The organism is Streptomyces sp. NPDC107517 (assembly GCF_055582645.1).
This window is the reverse complement of sequence record NZ_JBVJPM010000016.1, coordinates 62317-84057: the sequence shown is the minus strand read 5'-3', so window position 1 is coordinate 84057 and position 21741 is coordinate 62317. Positions and strand designations below refer to the sequence as shown.

Here is a 21741-nt window from a genome sequence, read left to right as displayed (position 1 = left end):
GCCGGACTCGTGGGACGCCGGAAGGGGCGAAGTCCGACGGGCGGGCCACCGGGGCCTGCAGCAGCGCCCATCGCCCCTGTGTCCGCGCGCAGTTGTCACTGGTGCTGCGGGTCGAGTCCTTCCAGCATCCGGCGCTGGTGGCGGTAGCCGATCGACTCGTAGCCGACCACGGTCACGAAGGGGGCCAGCATCACGATGAGGAGGCACACCGCCATGGCCACGCCGGCCGCGGACAGGAGCACCGCCGCGAGCAGTACCGCCAGCGTGAGCGAGATCAGCAGCACGTGGAACGGGTCGGCCGTGGACAGCAGCAGCGTGTGGAGGAGATACACCATGAGCAGGTAGAGGCCGACCGGCACGGCCAGGGACAGCACCACGGCGACGTCACTGATCTCCGAGTGGTGCTCCAGGTGCAGGCCCGCCACGTGGAGGCCGGCTCCGGCGCCGGCCACCCCGGCGAAGAGCGGGATGTGCCCGTAGCCGAAGAGATATCCGCGGCTGCGGCGGTGTACGAGGATGTCGCCGAACGGGGTGGAGAAATACACCCACCACATGCCGAAGGTCAGCCCGACGCCGGCGACGACCACGGCGATCGCGTTGCCGCTCCAATGGGTTCCGTCCACCCCGCCGAGAAGCTCGCCCGAGGACGCGACGGTCCCGACGACGCCCTCCCCGAGGACGATGATGGCGAACAGGCCGTACCGCTCCGCGACATGGTGAGGGTGCCACGGAGTTCCGCCCGCAGCGCCCTGGGTGAGGAGAGGCAATGTCAGTTCGAGCGCACCGAGGACGATGAAGGCGACGAACACCGCGTTGAGCGGCAGATGCGTGAACCCGACGACGACCCAGCCGACTTGGACGATCACCGTCCAGCGGATGTTCGCCATGCCGACGTCCCGGAATGTGGGGGACTCCCGGGCGGCACGCCACCACTGCAGCACCATCGCGATCCGCATCACGACATACCCGAGCACCATCACCCTCAGGTCGAGGTGTTCGCCCTCGTCGACCGAGTGGAACATTGCGGGCAGGCCGAGCGAGAACACGACGACGCCGATCATCTGCACCATCGTCAGCGCGCGGTAGAGCCAGTCGTCCGTGCCGAACGCCGACGCGAACCAGCTGAAGCTGATCCACGCGACGCTGATCGCGAACATCGCCAGCACGAACGCGGTGACCGCCTCTCCGGGATGCCCCTCGGCGACCATCTCGGCGAATTGGGAGGAGGCGGTTCCTACCGCGACCACAAACGTCAGGTCGAACAACAGCTCCAGCGGTGAAGAGACCCGTCCTGGTTCTTGGGGATCGCGGCCTGTCATCGGCACCCGACTGTGCGCCAGATTGCCGTCGGCACCTTGAGGGTGGGGAGAGTCGCTCATGCGGAGCATGATGCCGCATGGGTGCCGTCGAACCGAGTGATGCGGAACAGGCGCCCGAGGTGCCGTCGGTCACGGGTTCGGTCCCGAAGAAGGCATGGGCGCCACCCCTGTCCCGAACGCGTCGCCTCAGCCGGACAGAGCCTTGCCGAAGGCTCCCGAACTCTGCTGCACACCACTGCAGTTGGTGAGTGCGTCGTCCGACGAGGTGTCGGCAGAGGAGCACTGCTGGTCGCGGAACGTGGACCACATGGAGACCCACGCAAGCTCCTTCGACTCCGCGAAGGCACGCAGTTGGGCGGCATCGGAAAGGGTGAACGTCTCCTTGGCGATGTCGTTCGTGCCGAGCATCGGCGTCACGGCGAGTCCGCGCCACGCGTTCCTGTCCGACAGCCCGAAAATGTCGGCGAGTTGGGCGTGGGCCGCCTTGGCCGACGTAATGGCGTAGTCGCCCATGTCGCCGGTGTAGGACGTGCCGTAGTTCATCGTCATGATGTTGACGCTGGACACCTTGACGCCTTGGTCGTTGGCCGACTCCAGGAGCGCCACGCCGTCCGCGTCCAGCCCCGAGGGCATCACGGGAAGTGTGAAGGACACGTCGAGGTCGGTGCGCTTCTTCTGGAGCAGGGCGATCGCCTTCGAGCGCAGAGTCACCGAGTCGGAGTCCTTCAGCGCGTCACCCTCGATGTCGAAGTCGGCCCGGGTGGCGCCCGCGGCGTCGAGCGTGGCGGCGTAGGCGTCGGCCAGAGCGGACGCGCTGCCGCACGTCTCGGCCAGTTCCTTGCCGGACGCCCCGCCGAAGGAGACCCGCACGGTCGCGCCGGACGACTCGAGTGCCGAGATCCGCTTCTTCACCGTCGCGTCGCTGACGGCCTCGGTGCCGTTCCACGTGGGCGTGCAGGAGCTGCCGTCCGCGATCGTGAAGGCCAGGTTGTACGTGGAGGGAGACCCGGCCGCGTCCAGGTCCGAAGCGTCCGTGGCGCTGACGTAGGGCGCGAACGGGCTGGATGACGAGGGTGCGCTCGCGGCCTGCGAGGGCGCAGCGTGCGGTGACACGTCGGTCGAGCCCGGGCTCCCCGACGAGCACCCCGCACAGGTCACTGCCGCCACCAGCGACACGATCGCGGCGGCCGGCCGCCCCAGAACATTCCTCATCACGCATGCACCCGTTTCTTGTCGATCTCGTCCCGGAACTGAAACACGGAACCCTGTGATCCGGGTGTCATCAGGAGAATCACAGCGAACTCAGGGCCTTCTCAGGGTGCGCACAGGAATGCCTGGGATTGGCCACATGAAGATCCCTTAGCGTCCCGAGAATGCATTTCGATTCCTCCGTCGAAAAACGTGCCAGTGGGCGCGGAAGCCACCGCAAACGTGGAAATGGGGCCGATGAAGGCCCCGTATTCGTCGACAGTTCCGGACGGCGGGCCAAGCTGCTGCGCAGGTTCGGCCTTGCCGTGGTCCTCGCCTGCCTGGGCTACGCGGTCGTCCTCGGCCTGTCGTTCATGGGGTGGGGTGTGTCCGTGAGCACGACAGACCTGCTGCCCTTCGGCGGTGCGGGTGGTGGAGGTGGCGTCGCCGGCACCGGTAGTGGTCCGGCCGGCTCCGGGTACGGCGCCCCGGGCGGCGCCGGTCAGCAGCAGGGAACACCTCCGGCCACTCTTCCCTCCGTCCGCCCCAGCTCGTCAGTGGCCGCCCCCTCGGCATCCGCCACCGCAGACGCCCACTGACGCGCAGGTAAGGGAAAACATGACCAGCAACACCTCCTCGCGGCGCCGTCGCCGCGCCGCTCCCTCCCGCTTCGAGCGGGCCGGGCGTCGAGCCGCCGCTCTGCAGCGGCCACGCGTCGTCCTCGCGCTCGTTCTCGTTCTCGGACTCGTCAGCGTGATGCTGCTCGACGGATATCTGCGGGCCGAGGTCCTGGGCGACCACCGCGTCCGCACCGACGCGGCCTACGACAAGGTGCCGCAGCGCATCCTCGACGGCGGCCCGATTCTGACCTCGACCAACGGTTCCATGCGGACGCAGTCCGTTCCGAAGAAGACCATCGTGCTCACCTTCGACGACGGTCCCGACGCCACGTACACCGAGAAGGTCCTCAAGATCCTCGCGGACAACGATGTGAAGGGCACGTTCTTCCTCGTGGGTTCCATGATCGCCCGGCACCCCGGCATCGTGAAGGACATGGTCGAGCAGGGGAACGAGGTCGGCCTGCACACCTTCACCCACGTCGACCTCTCCTATCAGAGCGACGCCCGTGTCAAGCGTGAGCTCACGCAGACCCAGCTGGCCCTCGCGGGCGCGGCCGGCATCACCACGAAGCTGGTGCGCGCGCCCTACTCGTCCGAGACCGCCGCGATCGACAACTACAGCTGGCCGGTCTACAAGAAGCTCGGCGCCATGGGCTACACCAGCGTCTTCGTCGACACCGACAGCGACGACTGGAAGAAGCCGGGCGTCTCGAAGATCGTCCAGTGGGCGACGCCGAAGAAGAGCAAAGGCGCGTCGGTGCTCTTCCACGACGCCGGCGGCAACCGTGACCAGACGCTCAAGGCTCTGCCCGAATACATCAAGAAGATGAAGGCGAAGGGCTACACCTTCACCACGGTCAGCGGCGCCATGGCCAGGACGGGGGCGCGGGGAGGCTCCGCGCAGAACGGATCCGCGCAGGACAGCGGCGCACAGGCCGGCGGGACGCAGGGTGCGGGCGCTCAGCCCGGTGGAGCGCAGGGGTCCGGTCAGGCACCGGGTGGCGCGGCGCGACAGGGGACCCCTCCCTCCGCCGGCACGAACGCTCCGGGCGGCGCCCGCAACGCCGACCAGGCCGCCCACTCCAAAGCCACCGGCACCACCCTCTACGAGGGCAAGGCGCTCATCGTGGCGGTCGCGATCGCCGAGTGGACCGTGCCGACGCTGGCCGTCTTCCTCGCGGTCGTCGGAGTCGCGGTCATGGCGCGATTCGCGATGATGCTGGTCCTCGCGCGGCGCCACTACAGGCAGCGCAACAAGCGCCGGTTCAGCTGGGGGCCGCCCGTCACCAGGCCGGTCAGCGTGATCGTGCCCGCGTACAACGAGAAGGAGTGCATCGCCAACACCCTCAACTCCCTCGCGCAGAGCACGCATCCCATCGAGATCATCGTCGTGGACGACGGCTCCACCGACGGCACGAAGGAGATCGCCGAGTCCCTTGGCCTGCCCAACGTGCGAGTGATCCGTCAGGAGAACGCAGGCAAGCCCGCGGCGCTCAACAACGGGGTGCGCAACGCCAGTTACGACATCGTCGTGATGATGGACGGCGACACGGTCTTCGAGCCGGACACCGTCCGCCGGCTCGTGCAGCCTTTCGCCGCCCCGGACATCGGCGCGGTCGCGGGCAACGCCAAGGTCGGCAACCGCAACACGGTCATCGGTGCCTGGCAGCACATCGAGTACGTGATGGGCTTCAACCTGGACCGCCGCATGTACGACCTGCTGCGCTGCATGCCCACCATCCCCGGGGCGATCGGAGCCTTCCGGCGCCAGGCCGTCCTCGAGGTCGGCGGCATGAGCGAGGACACCCTCGCGGAGGACACCGACATCACCATCGCGATGCACCGCGCCGGATGGCGTGTGGTGTACCAGGAGCATGCGCGGGCCTGGACGGAGGCGCCGGCCTCGCTCAAGCAGCTGTGGAGCCAGCGCTACCGTTGGTCGTACGGCACCATGCAGGCGCTGTGGAAGCACCGCAAGTCCCTCGTGGACAAGGGGCCTTCGGGTCGCTTCGGACGGGTGGGCATGCCTCTCGTGGTGCTGTTCCAGATCGTCACGCCGGTCTTCGCGCCGCTGATCGACCTCTTCACCGTGTACTCGATGATCTTCGTCGACTTCAAGGCGTCCCTGCTCGCCTGGCTCGCCGTGCTCGGCATCCAACTCGTGTGCGCCGCCTACGCGTTCCGCCTCGACGGAGAGAAGTACCGCTATCTGTGGATGCTCCCCCTCCAGCAGATCGCGTACCGCCAGATGATGTACCTGGTCCTCATCCACTCCTCCATCACCGCCCTCACGGGCGGCCGGCTGCGCTGGCAGAAGCTCAAGCGCACCGGCGAGGTCGGGACGCCGACGGGGGTGGGGCGGTGACCTCGCAGACACAGGGGAATCGCCACAGAGCCGCTCGGCGAACGCGCGGCACGCCCGACAAGGCTGAAACACCGCAAACGCCGGGAACGCAGGGCCTTGATCAGGACACCACACCTCTGCGTGTGATCGAGCCGGGCGACGGAGAATCCGCCGCGCCCGAGCGCTCGGCGGGCCGGGCGGGCGGCCGTGACCGGTACTTCGACACGCTGCGCGCCCTCGCGCTGATACGCGTCGTGGCCTACCACACGTTCGGCTGGATGTGGGCGGGCCTCGTCTTCCCCTCCATGGGCGTCATGTTCGCGCTCGCCGGGTCACTGATGGCCAAGTCCCTTGAACGGCCGGCTCTTTCGGTGATCAGAAGCCGGATACGACGGCTGCTGCCGCCCTTCTGGCTCTGGGGAATCTTCGTCGTCCTCGCGATGCTGCTGCACGGCTGGATGCCGGGATGGCAGGTCGTGTACTGGGTGGTGCCCCTCGGCGACCCGCCGGGCAACAGCTGGGGCATGCAGGCCTGGGAGATCCTCTGGTATCTGCGCGCCTACCTGTGGTTCGTGCTCCTGTCACCGCTGCTCCTGAAGGTGTTCCGGCTGGCGCCGGTGGCGGTGCTGCTCGCTTCGCTCGCGCCGATCCTGGTGCTCCAGTTCGTGTGGCAGCCGCCGGACAGCCGGTTCGGCAGCGGTCTTCTCGACTTCGCCACGTTCCTGTTCTGCTGGCTCGTCGGATTCGCGCACCGTGAGGGCGTCCTGGCCCGTCTGCGTCCGGGACCCGTCGTCGTGCTGTCCGTCGCGGCGCTTGCCTACGGTGCCTGGTATGCCCTCACCCACCAGGCGGAGTACGGGAGCTACGACCTGGACGACATCCCGCTCGCGCAGGCTTTCTGGTCGGCCGGGTTCGTGACGCTGCTGATGTACTCGAAGGCGTACTTCAGGGTCGACTTCGCGTGGCTTGCGCGCTTCGAACGGCTCGACCGGACGGTGTCGGTCTTCAACGCGCGGGCGATGACGATCTACCTGTGGCACGAGATCGCACTGATCCTCGCGGTTCCGCTGATCGACCAGTTCTGGAACGTGCCCGCATTCGCGACGTACCTGCCGCTGGAGAGCCAGTGGTTCATGTTCGGTGTCGGCTGGGTGCTGATCGCCGCGGCGATCCCGCTGGTGGGCTGGGTGGAGGACGTGGCGGCGAAGCGACGGCCCCGGCTGCTGCCCTGAGGTGGTCGGTCGCCGGAAGCACACCTTGAGCTGTGCTTCCGGCGACACCGGCGCGACTCCAAGTCGTCCGGTAGCGGCCCGGCGCGCCTCGGCAGCGCCGGCGGCCGCCGGTAGAAGATCGGTGGGGCGGCGACCTCGGGAGGGACCGCCGCCCCACCGACTCACAGATGAAGAGGTCCGGCCTTGCAACTGCTCTACGACCCGCCGTTCCGGCCCCCGGCCGACCGGGCGCTGGTACTCATCGATGACGACGCCCACGGCGTCCCGGCCACGGCCGCGACGTGACCGCCACTCCGCACGGAGACGTGCCGGGCGGCGATCGCTATGGCGAGGCCGTCTTCCGTCCTGAGCAGGCCGGTGAGGCCGAGCGCATCGACTTCGGCGCCCTCGCCTACGACGACATCACCATGGCGCGGCTGCGGGAACTCGGCGTCGGCCCGGGGTGGCACTGCCTCGACGTGGGCGCAGGCACGGGCACGGTTTCGCGCCGGCTGCTGGAGGAGGCCGGGGTGGCACGTGTGCTCGCCGTGGACCGCGACACACGTTTCCTCGACGCACGGCTCGTGCCCGGGCTCGACGTGCTGGAAGCCGACGTCACAGCCCCGGACTTCGTCCCCGGCCGCTTCCGGCTCGTCCACGCGCGCTTCGTGCTGATGCACCTGCCCGAACGCGAGCGCCTGATCACGGCCTTGGCCGCACTCGTCGCGCCGGGCGGTGTGCTGGTACTCAGTGACGCGGTCGACCTGACGAGTGACCGGACGCCTGACACGCCGTACACCGTGATCATGCGCGCGATGTGGCAGGGGCTGCGAGCCACCATCGGCACCGATGTCTCCTGGGTTCCGTCGTACCCGCAGCTGCTGCGCGGAGCGGGGCTCGTGTCCGTGGCTGCCGAGATCCACGTGCCGCCGCTGCTGCCGGCCAGCCCCATCAGCCGCTTCTGGGCGGACACATGGGAACGCAGCAGGGCGGCGATGCTCGCCACCGACCTGATCGATGACGCGGCGGTCGACGCGGCGGTCCGGTATCTGAACTCCGACGAATGCGCCGCACTGTCGGCCGGCATGCTCACCGCCTGGGGGTGGAAAACCGCGGAGGGCCCTTGACGTCCGGACCGACGCCGGGCAGTGAGCAACCCGCCGATCTCAGCCGGCGAGAAGGCGCGTCGACAAGCCAAGGTGCGATGAGGGCGTCGGGCGGCACGTCGAATCCGAGCAGGTCGATTGCCGGTAGAACCTCAAGCCCGAGTGGGGTCGCAGCGTTCATGGGCGACTGCTTCAAGCCCTGGCTGAGCAACTGACGGACACCTACGGCCGCGAATCATGGTGCTTTCCAGCCGTGTTCAAGGAGGTCGAAGGCCACGTCGATCGCTCGCTCCCGATCGTCGGGTCCGTCGGCGAGGGCCGAGGCTTCCAGGGCGAAGCGCGCGAGCGCGGTGCAGCGCAGGTCATCGACGCCGGTCTCGTCGGCGATGGCGCGCGCGAGAGCGCCTTGGTGGCGGATCCACATTCGGTGCGCGTACTCGCTCAACGCGGGCGTGTTCCGTACGAGTTCGACGAAGGAGCCGAAGCGCGGGTCGCCGGAGTTCCCGGCACCGATGCGCGTCCGCTTGATGTGCGCGCACAGCGCCTGCGGAACGGACTGCCCGGGTGCGCGGTCGCGTACGGCGGCGACCAGGTGGGCTTCCTGGTCGGCTTCCTCGTCGAAGACCAGGGCCTCCTTACTGGGGAAGTGCTTGAGCAGCGTCGTGGTCGACACGTCCGCCGCTTCGGCGATGTCCCGGAGTGTCACCTGGTCGTAGCCGTGTTCCAGGAACAGGCTCAGGGCCGCCTCCGCCAGGGACTGACGGGTGGCGGCCTTCTTCCGCTCTCGGCGGCCGACGGGTTGTTCAGTCATGCTTGGATCATACCTTAAGTTGCCTGACATAATTAGTTGTGTCGTTGCACTTTTTTAGCGAGTGTGCTTTTTTGATTGAGGCCGCCGGTACCGCGACGGCCCCGGCCGGCTTCGCGTACCCCCTGACGTACCTCCCGACGTAGCTCCTGTCTGGGGCGAAGGCGCCGTCCGCCCGCCATGCCACGGATTTCACCCACCGATCGAGATCACCGGAGCGCCCCATGAGCACCCACACCCCACGCATCGCGATCATCGGCGCCGGACCCGGCGGCCTCACCTGCGCCCGCATCCTCCAGCGGCGCGGCATAGAGGCGACCGTCTACGACGCGGACATCTCCCGCACCGCCCGAGACCAGGGCGGCACCCTCGACATGCACCCCGAATCGGGCCAACACGCCCTGCGCGCAGCCGACTTGTGGGACGACTTCCGGAAGCTGGCGCGGCCCGAGGGACAACAGCTGCGCCTGGTCAGCCGCGACGGCCGCATCCTCTTCGAAGCCGCTCCGCCGCAGGGCGACACCCCGGACGGCAACCCCGAGATCGACCGGGGTCAGTTGCGCGGCATCCTGCTCGATTCCCTCGCCCCGGACACCGTCCAGTGGGGGCACAAGCTGGAGAAGGGCGAGCCGCTCGGAGACGGCACTCACCGCCTGCACTTCACGAACGGCACCACCGTCGAGACCGACCTGGTCACCGGCGCCGACGGCGCCTGGTCACGCGTACGGCCCCTGCTGTCCGACGCCGCGCCCGTCTACACCGGCGTCACGTTCGTCGAGACAGGCTTCGACGAGGCCGACAGCCGCCACCGTCACCTCGCCCGACTCACCGGCAGCGGCACGATGATGGCCCTCGACAACAACCTGGGCATCATCGCCCAGCGCAACAGCAGCGGCCACATCCGTACCTACCTGGGCATGCGCACCGACGAGAACTGGCACCAGCAGGCCGGCCTCGATCTGACCGAAACCCAGTCCGTGCGGGAGGCGCTGCTCAAGGAGTTCGCCGGCTGGAGCGACAGCCTGACCGGCTTCATCACCGACACCGACAGCGGCTACACGAACCGCCCGCTGTACGCCCTGCCGGTCCCCCACACCTGGCCCCACACCTCCGGCGTCACCCTCCTGGGCGACGCCGCCCACCTCATGTCCCCCTTCTCCGGCATGGGAGCCAACCTCGCCATGCGCGACGGCGCCGACCTCGCCCATGCCCTCTCCGTCCAGACCTCCATCGACGGTGCCATCACCGCGTACGAGAAGGTGATGGTGCTCCGCTCCGTGGAAGCGGCGGAAGGAGCCGCCGAAGGACTCGACAGCGCCTTCGCCCCCGACTCCGCGGACCAGACCCTCACCCACATGACGGCACACCACTGACATCTGCCCGCGAGAGCACCGCAATTCACCGTTCCGACAGGCCGGCCGGGATGCCGCCACGACCTGACCCCCGAGAGCAGTGCCGCTCATTCGCCCAGGAGCAGCGGTCCGAAAGTCCGGACCCCGATCTCCACGGCCTGCTCCTGGACGACGATCCGCCCCTTCACCTCGGGGTGTCGGCGCATCCACTGCTCGGCCGAGGCGCGGCCCGTGAAGAAGTTCAAGGCGTCGCAGCACACGGTGGCCGCCGCCCCCTCGCCGTCGCGGCGGCCGATGAACACCACCGCCTCGGCGGGCTTCCAACCCGCGGCGCCGCCAACGAAGTTGACGGTGACCGGGCGACTGTCGACCGGGTCGCTCGACAACACGGTCACGTCCTGGCCGAGCATCGCCGAGATGCCCAGGGCGTCGATCGCGCACATCGACCACACCGTCACCCCGGACGCCAGCCGTACCCGGTGCCGGGTCTCGACGGCCGAGAACGGGTAGGCGGCCCGGATGCGGCCCGCGCGGTCCAGTTGCAGGAAGTCCTCCCGGTCCAGCTCGGCGAGCACCTCACCCGCCGTGCGCCCGGCCGCGGCGGCCACCGGCTCCAGCTCACTCGCCCCGGGTGCCAGGCCCGTGGCCACGAAGTGCCGCAGCACCGCCTGATGCACCGCCAGCAACCCGCGTTCTGCGGGCGCCCGACGTCCACGGCCGGCCCGCCCGACCGGATCCAGGAGATCCGCCTCGCAGCGCTCCCGCCCGGCATCGGCCGCAGCCACGTCCGCCGCGGCGAACGCACGCCGCAGGTCTGTCACGCCGGGAGCCCCCTCGATGTGGCCGTCCCCGACTTCGTAGAGACGGCAGGACACGGTCGGCGCCGCGCCCGCGGCCGCGAATGGGTCGACGCCGTCGAGCAGAACGGTGGGCGAGCCCGTCATGCCCCATCGGGCGGCCTCGGCATCATCGCTGACCTCGATCAGCTCCACCTGCGCCGCACGCCCGTCGAGCGCCGCGCTGATCCGCTCGCGCACGACCGGCACGTTCGGGCAGTCCCGCACCGCCAGGACCGTGATCCTCATTCCGCTGCCCTCCCAGTTCAATGGCCTCGCATCGATTCGACCGTAGACCTTCCCGTCCGCTGGAAGGTCACGGCGTGGCGTGGAGGTATGCGCATGGGAGACCCGGCCTCCGCGAGCGGGGCCACGGCCGAGACCATCCGCTTCTACGAGCAGGCCGGGTTGCTGCCGGAGCCGCCCCGCACGTCGGGCGGCTACCGTGACGACGCGTCCGATGCGGCCCGCAGCACACGGGCGGCGAAAACCCGGACCTGCTCCAACACGCCCATGCCGTCGTGGCCGAGCCCGGGTACGACATCGAAGGCGACGTCGATCCCGTGGGCGCGGTAGTTGTCACGCAGTGCCGAGATGCGTTCGACGCGGGTGCGGCCGGCCTCGTCCGCTCCGTCCATCCAGTTGGAGTCGCCCGGGTTGTTGATCTCCCAGGTCTCGGTGTCCTCGGCGCCGATCACCATATGCACCGGGACGTCGCGCACTTGGTCCAGGTCGACGGGGGCGCCGAACCGTTCGGCGAACCCCTTGGTGCCCAGCCACCACTCCCGTTCCGGATCGATCAGCGTGACCCTGCCCGGGGCGCCGATGGAGACCCCGGCGAGCCGGTCCGGATGCAGCAGGAGGAACCGGTGAGCGAACTGGCCGCCGCCGGAGAAGCCGTGCAGCACGAACCGCGAGGTGTCGATGCGAACGCGCTCCGCGGCCTCGTCGACGATCGCGAGCAGCGCCAGGTCGAAGCGGATGCCCTGATGCGCGATGAACTTGAAGTTGTGGAGGTCGTCGGGGTCGTCGCCGAGCCCGGCGGGGAAGAGCGGGGCGAGCACGACGATGCCGTGCTCCTCGGCGAACTCGGCCATCGCGTCCCGGTACTGGGGCCCGGTGCGGCCGGTGCCGTGCTGCATCACCAGCAGGGGAAGCGGCCCGGCGGCCGTCTCGTGCGCGGACGGGACGTAGAGACAGTACGAGAGACGCTGGTCGTAGCGGGAGGCGAACTGTGTGGTGGCGCCGGTGACATAGAAGGCAGAGGTGGTCTTGGTTCGGGCGGTGGCGGTGACGGCAGAGCTGCTTGTCATGGGGCGTGGACCTCGATCTTCGTGGTGCGGTCCCGCTCACCCTCACCACGGGGAGGGGGCGGCTCAAGAAGATTGCCGCCCGTACGTCAATCTTCCCGGTACGAGGACGGGTTCATCGGTGCAGGGCCGCGAGCAGGTCGTGCCCCAGGGTGCGGACCGCCTCCTGGTCCAGCTGGTAGTGGACCTGGGCGCCGCGGCGGTGCGTGACCACCATCCCCGCCTCGCGCAGCCGTCGTAGGTGCCGGGACATCTGCGGGGGTGTCATCGCGTACTGCTCGGCCAGTTCGGTCGTGGTCATCGCCTCCCGCAGCAGGGTGCGGCACAGGTCGATCCGGAGCGGTTCCTGGAGAGCCCTGATGCGGTGCCGCACCAGGTCGAGGGAAGGCGGGCCCAAGCTGCCGGGTCCCCGCACCGGATACTGCACCACCACCGGAAAGCCCGGGTAGTGCTTGATCGCCAGATGCGGGTTGACGTGCAGGGACGGCGTCAGGAGGCAGTCCGTGCCGGCCAGCGGCACCCGTGCCTGGTACAGCTTCTCGAACTCGATCCGCGGCGGATCCGCCAGCAGCCGCGCGCTCGGGAACGAGGCGAGCACCGCCACCGCGTCGTTCCGGTGCTCCGCGAACCGGCCCCTGACCTCCGCCCGCAGCGGCCCGGCCAGCAGCTCCCACTCCGCGTCGAACCACTCCTCGCCCGCCGCGGTGAGGAACCCGGTGACCGTGTCGCGCAGCCCCTCCGGGTCGGACAGCAGCCGGGCGCCCAGCGTGAACCGCTCCTCGGCATGCTGGCGCAGCCGCGACAGGAACCGGTCCGGCTCCTCGAGCGGCGCCCCGGGGCGCGGCGAGTTCTTCCCGAGCAGCGCCTGTGCCGTCATCCCGGTGAACTGCTCCAGATCCAGGGCGGTGATGTCAGCGATCTCCTCCTCGAGGGAGCGCTCGACGCCCGCCGACATCGGCAGCAGATAGCGGGCCCGGAACGCGCTCCACAGCGGCGACAGCGCGGCGGCCCGGGCGAGAAGCGCGGGGTCGGCGTCCTGCCGTACCGCGTCCACCCAACGGCGACTGGCCGGATGGTGACCGGGTGTCTGCAGGGCGTGCAGACAGGCACAGAGTTCGGCGAGCGGGGAGAGCCGCGGAGCCACGGCACGGTCCGGATCAGGACCCGGTTCGATCACGACGGGCATCCGCCGACCCTCAAGGATTGATTGCTTAGTGTCAATCCCCTTGCTGCCACGACGCCGGGGCACGCAGGATCCCCCGACACCTACCCCGTACCCGCCCCCTCCGCTCTGGAGCTCATCCATGTCCCCGTTCGTTCCTGCCGGGCCGGTCCCCCGCCCGCCCGGCCCGCGCCGACTGGTGCTGTTCGCCCTGTTCGCCACCGCGCTCACGGCGGCCCTCGGCGGCTGCGCCTTCGGCCCGGTCGACTCCGGCGCCACCGTCGAGGACTACCCCGCCCGGGGACTGGCGATCCTCGCCCCCGGCAGTGTCGGCGGCGGCTTCGACTCCCGTGCCCGTGGCATCGGTTCGGCCCTGAACAAGTGTGGGATCACCGGTCAGGACATCACCGTGTCCAACGCCCCGGGAGCGGCCGGAACCATCGGTCTGGCACGGATGGCGGGCCGGGCCGACGACCCGTACCAGCTGATGACCATGGACACCGTCACCCTCCTCGGCGGTGAGATCCAGAACCACTCCCCGGTCTCTCTCACCCAGCTCACCCCGGTCGCCGGCCTCACCGTCTCGACCACCGCGATCGTCGTACCCGCCCGCTCCGCGTACCGTGACTTCGCCTCCCTGATGCGGGCCATGGCGAAGAACCCGCGCGGCACGAAGTGGGTCGGCGGGTCGCTCGGCGGCCCGGACCACATCACCGTCGCCTCGCTCGCCGATTCCGTGGGCGTGACCCCGGACAAGGTCACGTACGTGCCCACCGGCGGAGGGGGCGAGGTCCTCAACATGCTGCTCAGCGGTGTCGCCACAGCGGGGCTCTCCACGCTCTCCGAGATCCGCCCCCAGGTCGAGGCCGGCAAGCTGCGCATCCTCGCGGTCAGCGGCGGGGAGTCGCCGAAGGATCTCGGATCGCCTCCCACGCTGGAGCACCTCGGCTACGGCAAGGACACCGTGGACGCCATCGGCGGCGTGATGGCCCCGCCCGGGCTCAACCGCACGGAACAGCGCGCGGTCGTCGCACTCATCGACAGGATGCGCCACACCGACTGCTGGAAACGCACCCTGCGCGAGAACGACTGGAACGAGGTCTGGCTCCCCGGCAAGAAGTTCGGTGATCTGATTCACCGTCAGCGCGGCCAGGTCGGCGGCGTTCTGAAGGAGGTCGGGCTCGGATGACCGCCCCCGCACCCCTCCCCGACCACAGGCGTCCGCTCGCGCCCCGGATCACGGCTGTCGCCTTCCTCCTCGCCGGATTCGCCGTGCTGACCTTCGCCTTCACCATCCCCGACGCCACCCTCGCCGAAGGCACCGACGTCGGGCCGCGCGCCTTCCCCCTCCTGGTCGGCGTCGGGCTCACGGTCGTCGCCGCCCTCAACGCCGTGCAGTGCTTCCGTGGCACCGACCCCGCCCAGGACGACGCGGCCCGCGAGGAGGCCAGGGTCACCGAGTGGCGTCCGGTCGGCCTGCTGGTCGTCGCCCTCGCCGCGTACTGCCTGACCCTTGAGTTCTTCGGCTACTGGCAGACCAGCACAGTCCTGTTCGCTGTCGTCGCCCGTGTCCTCGGCAGCCGCCGCGCCGTGCGCGACGTGCTCGTCGGACTCGCCCTCGCCATGACCGCGTACCTGCTCTTCGACCGGCTCCTCGGCATCCATCTCCCGCCCGGCTACCTGCGATTGGCGTTCTGACCCATGGACGTGCTCTCCCACCTCGGCAACGGATTCGCCAACGCCTTCAGTCCGGTGCACCTGCTGCTCGCCTTCGCCGGCTGCCTGCTCGGGTCCCTGGTCGGTGTGCTGCCCGGACTCGGCCCCGCCACCACCGTCGCCCTGCTCCTGCCCGTCACCTACGTCGTCGACCCCGTCGGCGCGCTCGTGCTGTTCGCCGGGATCTACTACGGAGGCATGTACGGCGGATCGACCACCGCGATCCTCCTCAACGTGCCCGGCGAGACGGCCTCCGTTCCCACCACCCTCGAGGGCTTCCCGATGGCCCGTGCGGGCCGGGCCGGCGCGGCCCTCGCCACCGCCGCCATCGGCTCCTTCGTCGCCGGCACGGTCTCCACCGTCGGCATCACCTTCGCAGGCCCCGCCTTCTCCGCCATCGCCGAACACATACAGCCCGCCGAGTACTTCGCGGTCATGGTGCTCGCCTTCGCCACCGTCACCGCGGTCGTGGCCGAGGCCCCGCTGCGCGGATTGTGCAGTCTCTTCCTGGGGCTCGCCATCGGCCTGGTGGGCATCGACAGCCTCACCGGGCAGGCCCGCTACACCTTCGGTGTCCCCGAACTCTTCGACGGAATCGCCCTGGTGGCCGTCGCCGTCGGCCTCTTCGCCATCGCCGAGGCCCTGTACACCGCGGCCCGGCTGCGCCGGGCGCCCGACCCCGATCCGCTGCCGCTGCGCGGCCGCATCGGCATGACCCGCGACGACTGGCGACGCTCCTGGAAGCCCTGGCTGCGCGGCACCGCACTCGGCCTGCCCATCGGTGCGCTCCCGGCCGGCGGCGCGGAGATCCCCACGTTCCTCAGCTACAACCTGGAACGCCGACTCTCCAAGCACAAGCAGCAGTTCGGCAAGGGCGCCATCGAAGGCGTCGCCGGCCCGGAAGCGGCCAACAACGCCGCCTTCTCCGGTGTCCTGGTCCCGTTGCTCACCCTCGGCATCCCGACCTCGGCGACCGCTTCCATGCTGCTCATCGCCTTCCAGATGTACAACGTCCAGCCCGGACCGCAGCTCTTCGAGACCCAGCCGACGCTGGTATGGACGCTGATCGCCAGCCTCTACATAGGCAATGTGGTGCTGCTCGCCCTGAACCTGCCGATGATCCCGCTCTGGGTGAAGCTCCTGAAGATCGAACGCTCCCTGCTCACCGCCGGAATCCTGCTCTTCGCCGCGCTCGGCGTCTACGCCCTCGCCCAGAGCCCGTTCGACCTGGGCATCGCCCTCGCCTTCGGTGTCCTGGGCTTCCTGATGCGCCGCACCGGATACCCCGTGGCCCCTCTGGTCCTCGGCGCTGTCCTCGGCCCTCTGACCGAGACCCAGTTCCGCCGCGCCCTGACCCTCGCCGAGGGCGACTGGACCGTCTTCGTCACCCGGCCCCTCTCGGCAGCCATCCTTGTGCTGGCCGCACTCGCCCTGATCGGTCCGTTGTTGATGCGGCTCGTCCGCAGGCCCGCACCGGCTGACGGAGAGGCCGACGTGCCGGTGCCCGAAGGCAGCCACCATGCCGGCAATGCCGCGCCACGATGAATCCTGTCGCCCGCGACGAGCTCAGGCGCAGGGGTCGTAGGCAGTCACGACCGCGATGCCGAAGCCGATGAGTACGACGCCTGTGGTCCGCCCCGATGCTCTGCGGATCCGCGGCTTCTCCAGGGCCCTCTCCCTTCCTCGTACCTTCCGGGGAGACCCTGGTGAGGCCGACCTCGTGGCGGCCCCACGGGAACGGGCTCACCTCGGTCACCGAAGTCACCGGCCCACCGGTCAATGCGCGAAGACGGTGCTCGCGAGGATCACGTGGACCATGGTGCCGCCGAGAATGCTCAGCAGGGCGTTACGTCGCCACAGGTGCAGGCCGACGGTGACCGTCAGGGCTGCGAGTGGGGCGACGGCGCGTGACTCGTGCAAGGGGAGGTCACGCAGGCAGTAGGCAAGCAGGATGACCATGACGCCGGCCGGCATGCGGGTGCTGAGGTACCGGACGGTGGCGCTGGCGCGCATGGGGGCGAGGGCTGCGAAGGGCAGGGCTCGCAGGGCCCAGGTGATGGCGGTGGAGACGGCGACCGCGGCGAGCAGGTAGGGGGCGTCAGGCATGGCTGGTCCTCGTGCGGGCGGTGAGATGCCGGGCCAGGAGGCCGGCCGTGAAAAAGGCGAACGCGGCCGGGAGCATCTCGGCGGGGAAGAGAAGGCGGGCGGCAAGTGCGCTGAGCAGAGCCAGGACGGGCGTCGGCAGGTCATCATGCCGGTCGCGGATCGCGTCGAGGGCCAGGACGGCGAACAGGGCGGTCAGGGCGAAGTCCAGGCCGGTGACGCTGTCAGGGATGAGGGAGCCGAGCAGTCCGCCCGCGGTGGCGCCGCCGACCCAGTACAGCTGCATGAACAGCTGGAGCCACAGGATGCGTCGGCCCGACCAGGATCGGGCGTGTTCGCCGGTCGTCAGGGCGTACGCCTCGTCCGTCAGGGCGAAGGTGCTGTAGGTCTTCGCGAGGCGCCCGTTCACACGGTGCAACGGGAAGGAAAGCGTGTAGAAGACGTGGCGGATGTTGACCAGGAAGGCCGTCAGGGCGATGGTCCCCAGCGGAGCGACCGCGGCGACCAGGCCGACGAGCACGAATTCAAATGATCCGGCGTAGATGAGCGCCGTGAACGCGCTCGCCCACCACCACGCCAAGCCGGACTGGGTGACGACGACTCCGAACGCGACGCCGAGCGGCACCAGCCCCAGGCCCACGGAGGCGGAGTCCTTGAACGCGGCCGGCGCCTCGGCTTTCCGATGCGGAACCGGCAGCGATGAAGGGGACGGGGGCGCATCGGAGACCACGGTTCCGGTGGCAGGCCGAAAGGCGTCGTCGACAGCGGACGGAGGTATTCCCATGGGGAAATATTAGGACAGAAATGACCTAATATGGTTGCCGATAATGGCTCAGACATCGAGCAGGGAGCAATCAAATGCATGTCGATGCGATCGACCGTGAAATTTTGTTTCATCTGAGTCAGGACGGACGTCTCACCAACGTCGAACTCGCCAGACGAGTCGGCCTGACCCCGCCCCCGTGCCTGCGCCGGGTCAAGCGGCTGGAGGAGGCCGGCGTCATCAGCGGCTACCGGGCCGTCATCGACCCCGTAGCACTCGGCCGCGGGCTGGAAGTCCTCATCGACGTAGAGGTCAGCGCCACCGACCGCAAGACGTTCGAGGAGTTCGAGAAGACTGTCTCGTCCTACGAGGAAGTCATCGAGTTCCGGCGCTTGTTCGGCCGCCCCGACTACTTCATCCGCGTCGCCGTCGCCGACCACGCCGCCTACGAAGCCTTCCTCACCGGCAAGCTCAGCGGCCTGCCGTGCGTTCTCCGGCTCGAATCCCACCTCACCATGAAGAACGTCAAGACCAACCCCTGACGCCCTCCCGCAGGCTGCGCTGCCAGGTCTGCCCGACCAGGTCCTGACCGAAGCTGTGATGGGGCTCCTCGGCGACGAGTTCGAAGCCGTGCTTCTGGTAGATGCGCCGGGCCGAACCGAGCACGTCGTTGGTCCACAGGGTGATCGCCTCGTACCCGGCTTCCCGCGCGAAGCTCAGGCACTCCTCGACCAGGCCTGCTCCCAGGCCCAGGCCGCGCGCGCTCGGGTCGACGAGCAGCAGGCGCAGCTTCGCCGTCCGGTCGTCATGGCGGACGCAGAAGACGCAGCCGGCCCGCGCTCCGTCGACCTCGGCGATCCAGGCCGCCTGCGGACCCGGGTCCTTCCCCTCGGCGAAGTCGGTGACGATCCTGCTGACCAGCGCCTCGAAGCCGGTGTCCCAGCCGAACTCGCGGTCGTAGAACTCACCGTGCGCCATCACCACCCAGCCCAGGTCGCCGGGCCGGCCCAGCGGCCGGACAGTCACTTGACGCTCAGCCATGTCGACCCCTTCTCCCGTATCCCCACCCACTGAAACGACTGTTTCAGTAGACTAACGCGGTGAGCCGATCCGAACCAAACCCCTCCCCGCGACGGCAGGAACTGCTGGAAGCGGCCTACGCCCATGCCCTGCGCAGCGGCCTGGGCGAGCTGTCCCTGCGCCCGCTGGCCGAGGAGATCCACTCCAGCCCGCGCGTCCTGCTCTACCTGTTCGGCAGCAAGGACGGCCTGATCCGTGCCCTGCTCGCACGGGCCAGAGCCGACGAACTGGCGCACATGCGGCAGGTCGCAGAGTCACAGGACAGGGCGCAGGGTCTGCAGCCGGTCGCACGGGAGTTGTGGCGGTGGCTCTCCGACGAGGCCCACCGCGGGCTGCTGACGCTGTGGGTCGAGAGCTATGCCCGTTCCCTCATCGAACCCGACGGGCCCTGGGCCGGCTTCGCCCGCGACACGGTCGGCGACTGGCTGGCACTGCTCGCCGCCGGCCAGCCCGCCGCGCTACGTGACACCGAGGCCGCTCTCACCGAGCGCACCCTCGTCCTCGCGGTCCTGCGGGGCGCGATGCTGGACCTGCTCGCCACGGGCGAGAGCGCGCGCACCACCGCGGCGGTACATCACCAGCTGGCCGCTCTGGGGTGACTCGCGCCCGTCTCGATCACGCGGCTGCCCGCGGTGGCCTTGCCTCGGGGGCTACGTGGCCCGGGCACCGTCACCGACTGTGCGGCCAGGCCGGGTCCGGACCAGGTGTTCACGTCGCACGCGAACCGGCCGAACCGGCTCTTGGCGCCGCCGCCTCGATCGGGTCGTCGCGGGCGCTAGCTCCGCGGGACGTCCTTGACGAACACGATCCCGTCATATCCGGCCAGGTGTGCCGGGTCGAGTGGGGCGTAGCCGTAATAGGGGGACACCCGGGTGGCCGGCTGCGTTTCGCCGAGGGCCGTGGCCAGGCCGTGGGCGTCGACGACGCAGCGGTCCTCCGGAAGCGCGTGCAGGAGTCCTTCGACGGTGTCCGGGGGCGGGGTGTCCACTCCCTGATGCCGGAGCGTGCCGAGGGCCGTGGCCAGGAAGACGTACTCCTCGCCCAGTCGGGAGTTCACGAGCGCGCCGGCGCTCCACCACTCCAGCAGTCGGCCGCCCATTCGCATGCTGCTCTTGTCCCGCTGGAGATGGCCGTTGTGGGCGTGGATCAGTGCCGGGTCCCGTTCGGCGAGGGCGAGGAGGTTGGCGGCCATCATCGAATCCCGCAGACAGACCAGCCGCGTCATGCGGCTCGGTGAGGCGTCGGCCATCCAGAAGTGGTAGCGCAGCAGGCCTGTTGCCGTACGCCCGTACAGGCGCGCCCGGTCCCAGTCGTCCCGCGATGTCGCCGCGATCAGGTGCGGCGTCTGCTCGTCGAACAGCGCCGCCAGATCGTCGGCGAGCAGCCGCAGCTCCCTCGCCTCGGCCGACTGCCCCACGGACGCGGCCGGATCCATCATCGCCGCGGGGTTGGTCCACGGTTCGTCGGCGCCGAGCAGCCGGTCGAGTGCCTCCGCGGTGCAGGGAAGCAGGCCCGCGTCCACCCGGGCCGAAAGGTAGCCGTGAAGTGCGGTGAGGGCCTGCCGGGGGCTCGCGGCGCCGGTCATCTCCAGCGGGCCGTCGAACCCGGCGAAGCGGAGCCGCTCGGACTCGGGCCGAGCTTCGTTGTGGGCGCGCATCCAGCGTACGAGCTCGCGGTTGGCCGCGGACTCTCCGAAGCCGTGGCTGAATCCGTGCGCCATGACTGAGTCGAGGGTGCCCGCGCCCGTGGTGACGTAGTCGTCCACGATCAGGCCCATCATGCAGTCGCTCTCGATCGCGATGGTCCGGTAGCCCTCCTGCTCGACGAGTTGCCGAAAGAGCTCGTTGCGCATGTCGAGCAGAGCGTCCTCGCCGTGGGTGGGCTCCCCCAGGGCGAGCAGCCTCGGCCGGGACGGGAGCAGCGTCATGACGGCGGCCGCTTCGACAGCGTGGGCGGTGTCCTTGATGTCAGTGACCATGCCTTAAACGCTATCGTTGAACCTTCGGTTGAAACTTTTTCGCGGCACCGTCAGGATTCGGCAGGCTCATGGGCTCAGACCTTCAAAGCAGGGTGCGGCTCAGGCCGGTTGATCTGGCGCGCGAGCACGGCCTGTCGACCCAGGCGGTCAGAAACTACGAGGAGGCCGGCATCCTTCCGGCCGCCGGTCGCACACCTCACGGCTATCGCACCTACACCTCGCTGCACGCGGGAGCCCTGCGCGCGTTCCTCGCCCTGCTGCCCGGCCACGGTCACCAGAGGGCGACGTCGATCATGCGGGCGGTGAACGAGGACGCGGCCGAGGAGGCGTTCCGCCTCGTCGACGAGAGCCACGCCCAGCTCCTCGACGACCGCCGGACCCTCCAGGCCGTGGAGAACGCCCTTGCCGACCTGGAGTCCCCCACCGCGCCCGAGCCCGGTGAGGGGTCCGAGCCGGTCGCGGTGACCGGGGCCGGCGGCACGTTCATCGGGCCGCTGGCGGCCAAGCTCGGAATCCGGCCCGCGACCCTGCGCAAGTGGGAGGCCGCAGGGCTGGTGCACCCGCGGCGCGACCCGCGGACCGGGTACCGCGTCTACGACGACGCCGACGTACGGGACGCGCGGCTGGCCCATCAACTCAGGCGGGGCGGCTACCTGCTGGAGCAGATCGCCCCGCTGATCGCCCAGGTGCGGGCGGCCGGCGGCCTCGAGCCGCTGGAGGCGGCCCTGTACGCCTGGCGGGGCCGGCTGTCCGCACGCGGGCGGGCGATGCTCACCGGGGCCGCAGAGCTGGACGCTTACCTGCGCGAGCGAGGCTGAGCCTCCGGGCGACACCCGAGCGTTTCC

At 69.6% G+C, this 21741-nt stretch carries 20 protein-coding genes and 1 pseudogene; 11 read left to right on the top strand and 10 right to left on the bottom strand.

Going from position 1 to position 21741, the window contains the following annotated elements:
* Nucleotides 1–95 precede the first annotated feature (95 nt).
* Together ACZ67T_RS30905 and ACZ67T_RS30900 are read right to left on the bottom strand one after the other, a co-directional pair.
* Nucleotides 96–1379, bottom strand: coding sequence for a low temperature requirement protein A (locus tag ACZ67T_RS30905; RefSeq protein ID WP_469988281.1), 1284 nt, complete (start codon nt 1377–1379; stop codon nt 96–98).
* Nucleotides 1380–1505: 126 nt separating this feature from the next.
* The gene (locus ACZ67T_RS30900; RefSeq protein WP_469988280.1) at nt 1506–2531 is read right to left on the bottom strand and encodes a chitinase; all 1026 of its coding nucleotides are present in this window, start codon (nt 2529–2531) and stop codon (nt 1506–1508) included.
* 594 nt (nt 2532–3125) lie between these two features.
* Between ACZ67T_RS30900 and ACZ67T_RS30895 the strand changes: the two genes are divergently transcribed.
* The 3 genes from ACZ67T_RS30895 to ACZ67T_RS30885 all read left to right on the top strand — a co-directional run bounded on the left by ACZ67T_RS30895 (nt 3126) and on the right by ACZ67T_RS30885 (nt 7809).
* On the top strand, nt 3126–5492 hold the full coding sequence (locus ACZ67T_RS30895) for a glycosyltransferase (protein WP_469988279.1): 2367 nt from the start codon (nt 3126–3128) through the stop codon (nt 5490–5492).
* Nucleotides 5493–5614: 122 nt separating this feature from the next.
* The gene (locus ACZ67T_RS30890; RefSeq protein ID WP_469988278.1) at nt 5615–6703 is read left to right on the top strand and encodes an acyltransferase family protein; all 1089 of its coding nucleotides are present in this window, start codon (nt 5615–5617) and stop codon (nt 6701–6703) included.
* Between the two features lie 281 nt (nt 6704–6984).
* Nucleotides 6985–7809, top strand: coding sequence for a class I SAM-dependent methyltransferase (locus ACZ67T_RS30885; protein WP_469988277.1), 825 nt, complete (start codon nt 6985–6987; stop codon nt 7807–7809).
* A 214-nt stretch (nt 7810–8023) separates the two neighbouring features.
* Here ACZ67T_RS30885 and ACZ67T_RS30880 read toward each other — a convergent pair whose 3' ends face one another.
* Nucleotides 8024–8599 (bottom strand): TetR/AcrR family transcriptional regulator, encoded by a 576-nt coding sequence (locus ACZ67T_RS30880; RefSeq protein WP_469988276.1) that lies wholly within the window; start codon nt 8597–8599, stop codon nt 8024–8026.
* 221 nt (nt 8600–8820) lie between these two features.
* On the opposite strand from ACZ67T_RS30880, the gene ACZ67T_RS30875 reads away from it, so the two are divergent.
* Nucleotides 8821–9969 (top strand): FAD-dependent oxidoreductase, encoded by a 1149-nt coding sequence (locus ACZ67T_RS30875; protein ID WP_469988275.1) that lies wholly within the window; start codon nt 8821–8823, stop codon nt 9967–9969.
* 86 nt (nt 9970–10055) lie between these two features.
* On the opposite strand, the gene merB is transcribed toward ACZ67T_RS30875, so the two are convergent.
* The gene (merB, locus tag ACZ67T_RS30870; RefSeq protein WP_469988274.1) at nt 10056–11033 is read right to left on the bottom strand and encodes an organomercurial lyase; all 978 of its coding nucleotides are present in this window, start codon (nt 11031–11033) and stop codon (nt 10056–10058) included.
* An 87-nt stretch (nt 11034–11120) separates the two neighbouring features.
* Here merB and ACZ67T_RS30865 point away from each other — a divergent pair.
* A pseudogene (locus tag ACZ67T_RS30865) lies at nt 11121–11189 on the top strand (hypothetical protein); the annotation flags it as partial.
* A gap of 35 nt (nt 11190–11224) precedes the next feature.
* Here ACZ67T_RS30865 and ACZ67T_RS30860 read toward each other — a convergent pair.
* Nucleotides 11225–12097 (bottom strand): alpha/beta hydrolase, encoded by an 873-nt coding sequence (locus tag ACZ67T_RS30860; RefSeq protein ID WP_469988273.1) that lies wholly within the window; start codon nt 12095–12097, stop codon nt 11225–11227.
* Between the two features lie 112 nt (nt 12098–12209).
* Entirely contained in the window at nt 12210–13280 is a 1071-nt protein-coding gene (locus ACZ67T_RS30855; RefSeq protein WP_469988272.1) for an ArsR/SmtB family transcription factor, read from the bottom strand.
* A gap of 118 nt (nt 13281–13398) precedes the next feature.
* Between ACZ67T_RS30855 and ACZ67T_RS30850 the strand changes: the two genes are divergently transcribed.
* From ACZ67T_RS30850 to ACZ67T_RS30840, 3 genes are read left to right on the top strand one after another with little or no spacing between them, the layout of a single operon-like run.
* Nucleotides 13399–14445 carry a Bug family tripartite tricarboxylate transporter substrate binding protein gene (locus tag ACZ67T_RS30850; RefSeq protein ID WP_469988271.1) on the top strand — a complete coding sequence of 349 codons (1047 nt, stop codon included), beginning with the start codon at nt 13399–13401 and terminating at the stop codon, nt 14443–14445.
* Nucleotides 14442–14954 carry a tripartite tricarboxylate transporter TctB family protein gene (locus ACZ67T_RS30845; RefSeq protein WP_469988270.1) on the top strand — a complete coding sequence of 171 codons (513 nt, stop codon included), beginning with the start codon at nt 14442–14444 and terminating at the stop codon, nt 14952–14954. The genes ACZ67T_RS30850 and ACZ67T_RS30845 overlap by 4 nt, the downstream gene beginning before the upstream one ends.
* Nucleotides 14955–14957: 3 nt before the next feature.
* Nucleotides 14958–16517, top strand: coding sequence for a tripartite tricarboxylate transporter permease (locus ACZ67T_RS30840; protein WP_469988269.1), 1560 nt, complete (start codon nt 14958–14960; stop codon nt 16515–16517).
* A gap of 231 nt (nt 16518–16748) precedes the next feature.
* Here ACZ67T_RS30840 and ACZ67T_RS30835 read toward each other — a convergent pair whose 3' ends face one another.
* Together ACZ67T_RS30835 and ACZ67T_RS30830 are read right to left on the bottom strand one after the other, a co-directional pair.
* Nucleotides 16749–17078 (bottom strand): branched-chain amino acid transporter permease, encoded by a 330-nt coding sequence (locus ACZ67T_RS30835; protein ID WP_469988268.1) that lies wholly within the window; start codon nt 17076–17078, stop codon nt 16749–16751.
* Entirely contained in the window at nt 17071–17715 is a 645-nt protein-coding gene (locus tag ACZ67T_RS30830) for an AzlC family ABC transporter permease (RefSeq protein WP_469988373.1), read from the bottom strand. Before ACZ67T_RS30830 ends, ACZ67T_RS30835 begins: the two co-directional genes overlap by 8 nt.
* Before the next feature lie 218 nt (nt 17716–17933).
* Between ACZ67T_RS30830 and ACZ67T_RS30825 the strand changes: the two genes are divergently transcribed.
* Entirely contained in the window at nt 17934–18380 is a 447-nt protein-coding gene (locus tag ACZ67T_RS30825; RefSeq protein WP_469988267.1) for an Lrp/AsnC family transcriptional regulator, read from the top strand.
* Here ACZ67T_RS30825 and ACZ67T_RS30820 read toward each other — a convergent pair.
* A complete protein-coding gene (locus tag ACZ67T_RS30820) occupies nt 18364–18879 on the bottom strand; it encodes a GNAT family N-acetyltransferase (protein ID WP_469988266.1) in 516 nt (171 codons plus the stop codon). The two genes, ACZ67T_RS30825 and ACZ67T_RS30820, sit on opposite strands and share 17 nt — an antisense overlap.
* 59 nt (nt 18880–18938) lie before the next feature.
* Between ACZ67T_RS30820 and ACZ67T_RS30815 the strand changes: the two genes are divergently transcribed.
* A complete protein-coding gene (locus ACZ67T_RS30815; RefSeq protein WP_469988265.1) occupies nt 18939–19517 on the top strand; it encodes a TetR/AcrR family transcriptional regulator in 579 nt (192 codons plus the stop codon).
* A gap of 176 nt (nt 19518–19693) precedes the next feature.
* On the opposite strand, the gene ACZ67T_RS30810 is transcribed toward ACZ67T_RS30815, so the two are convergent.
* On the bottom strand, nt 19694–20896 hold the full coding sequence (locus ACZ67T_RS30810; RefSeq protein ID WP_469988264.1) for an erythromycin esterase family protein: 1203 nt from the start codon (nt 20894–20896) through the stop codon (nt 19694–19696).
* A gap of 68 nt (nt 20897–20964) precedes the next feature.
* Between ACZ67T_RS30810 and ACZ67T_RS30805 the strand changes: the two genes are divergently transcribed.
* Nucleotides 20965–21714 carry a TioE family transcriptional regulator gene (locus tag ACZ67T_RS30805; RefSeq protein ID WP_469988263.1) on the top strand — a complete coding sequence of 250 codons (750 nt, stop codon included), beginning with the start codon at nt 20965–20967 and terminating at the stop codon, nt 21712–21714.
* Nucleotides 21715–21741: the final 27 nt, after the last annotated feature.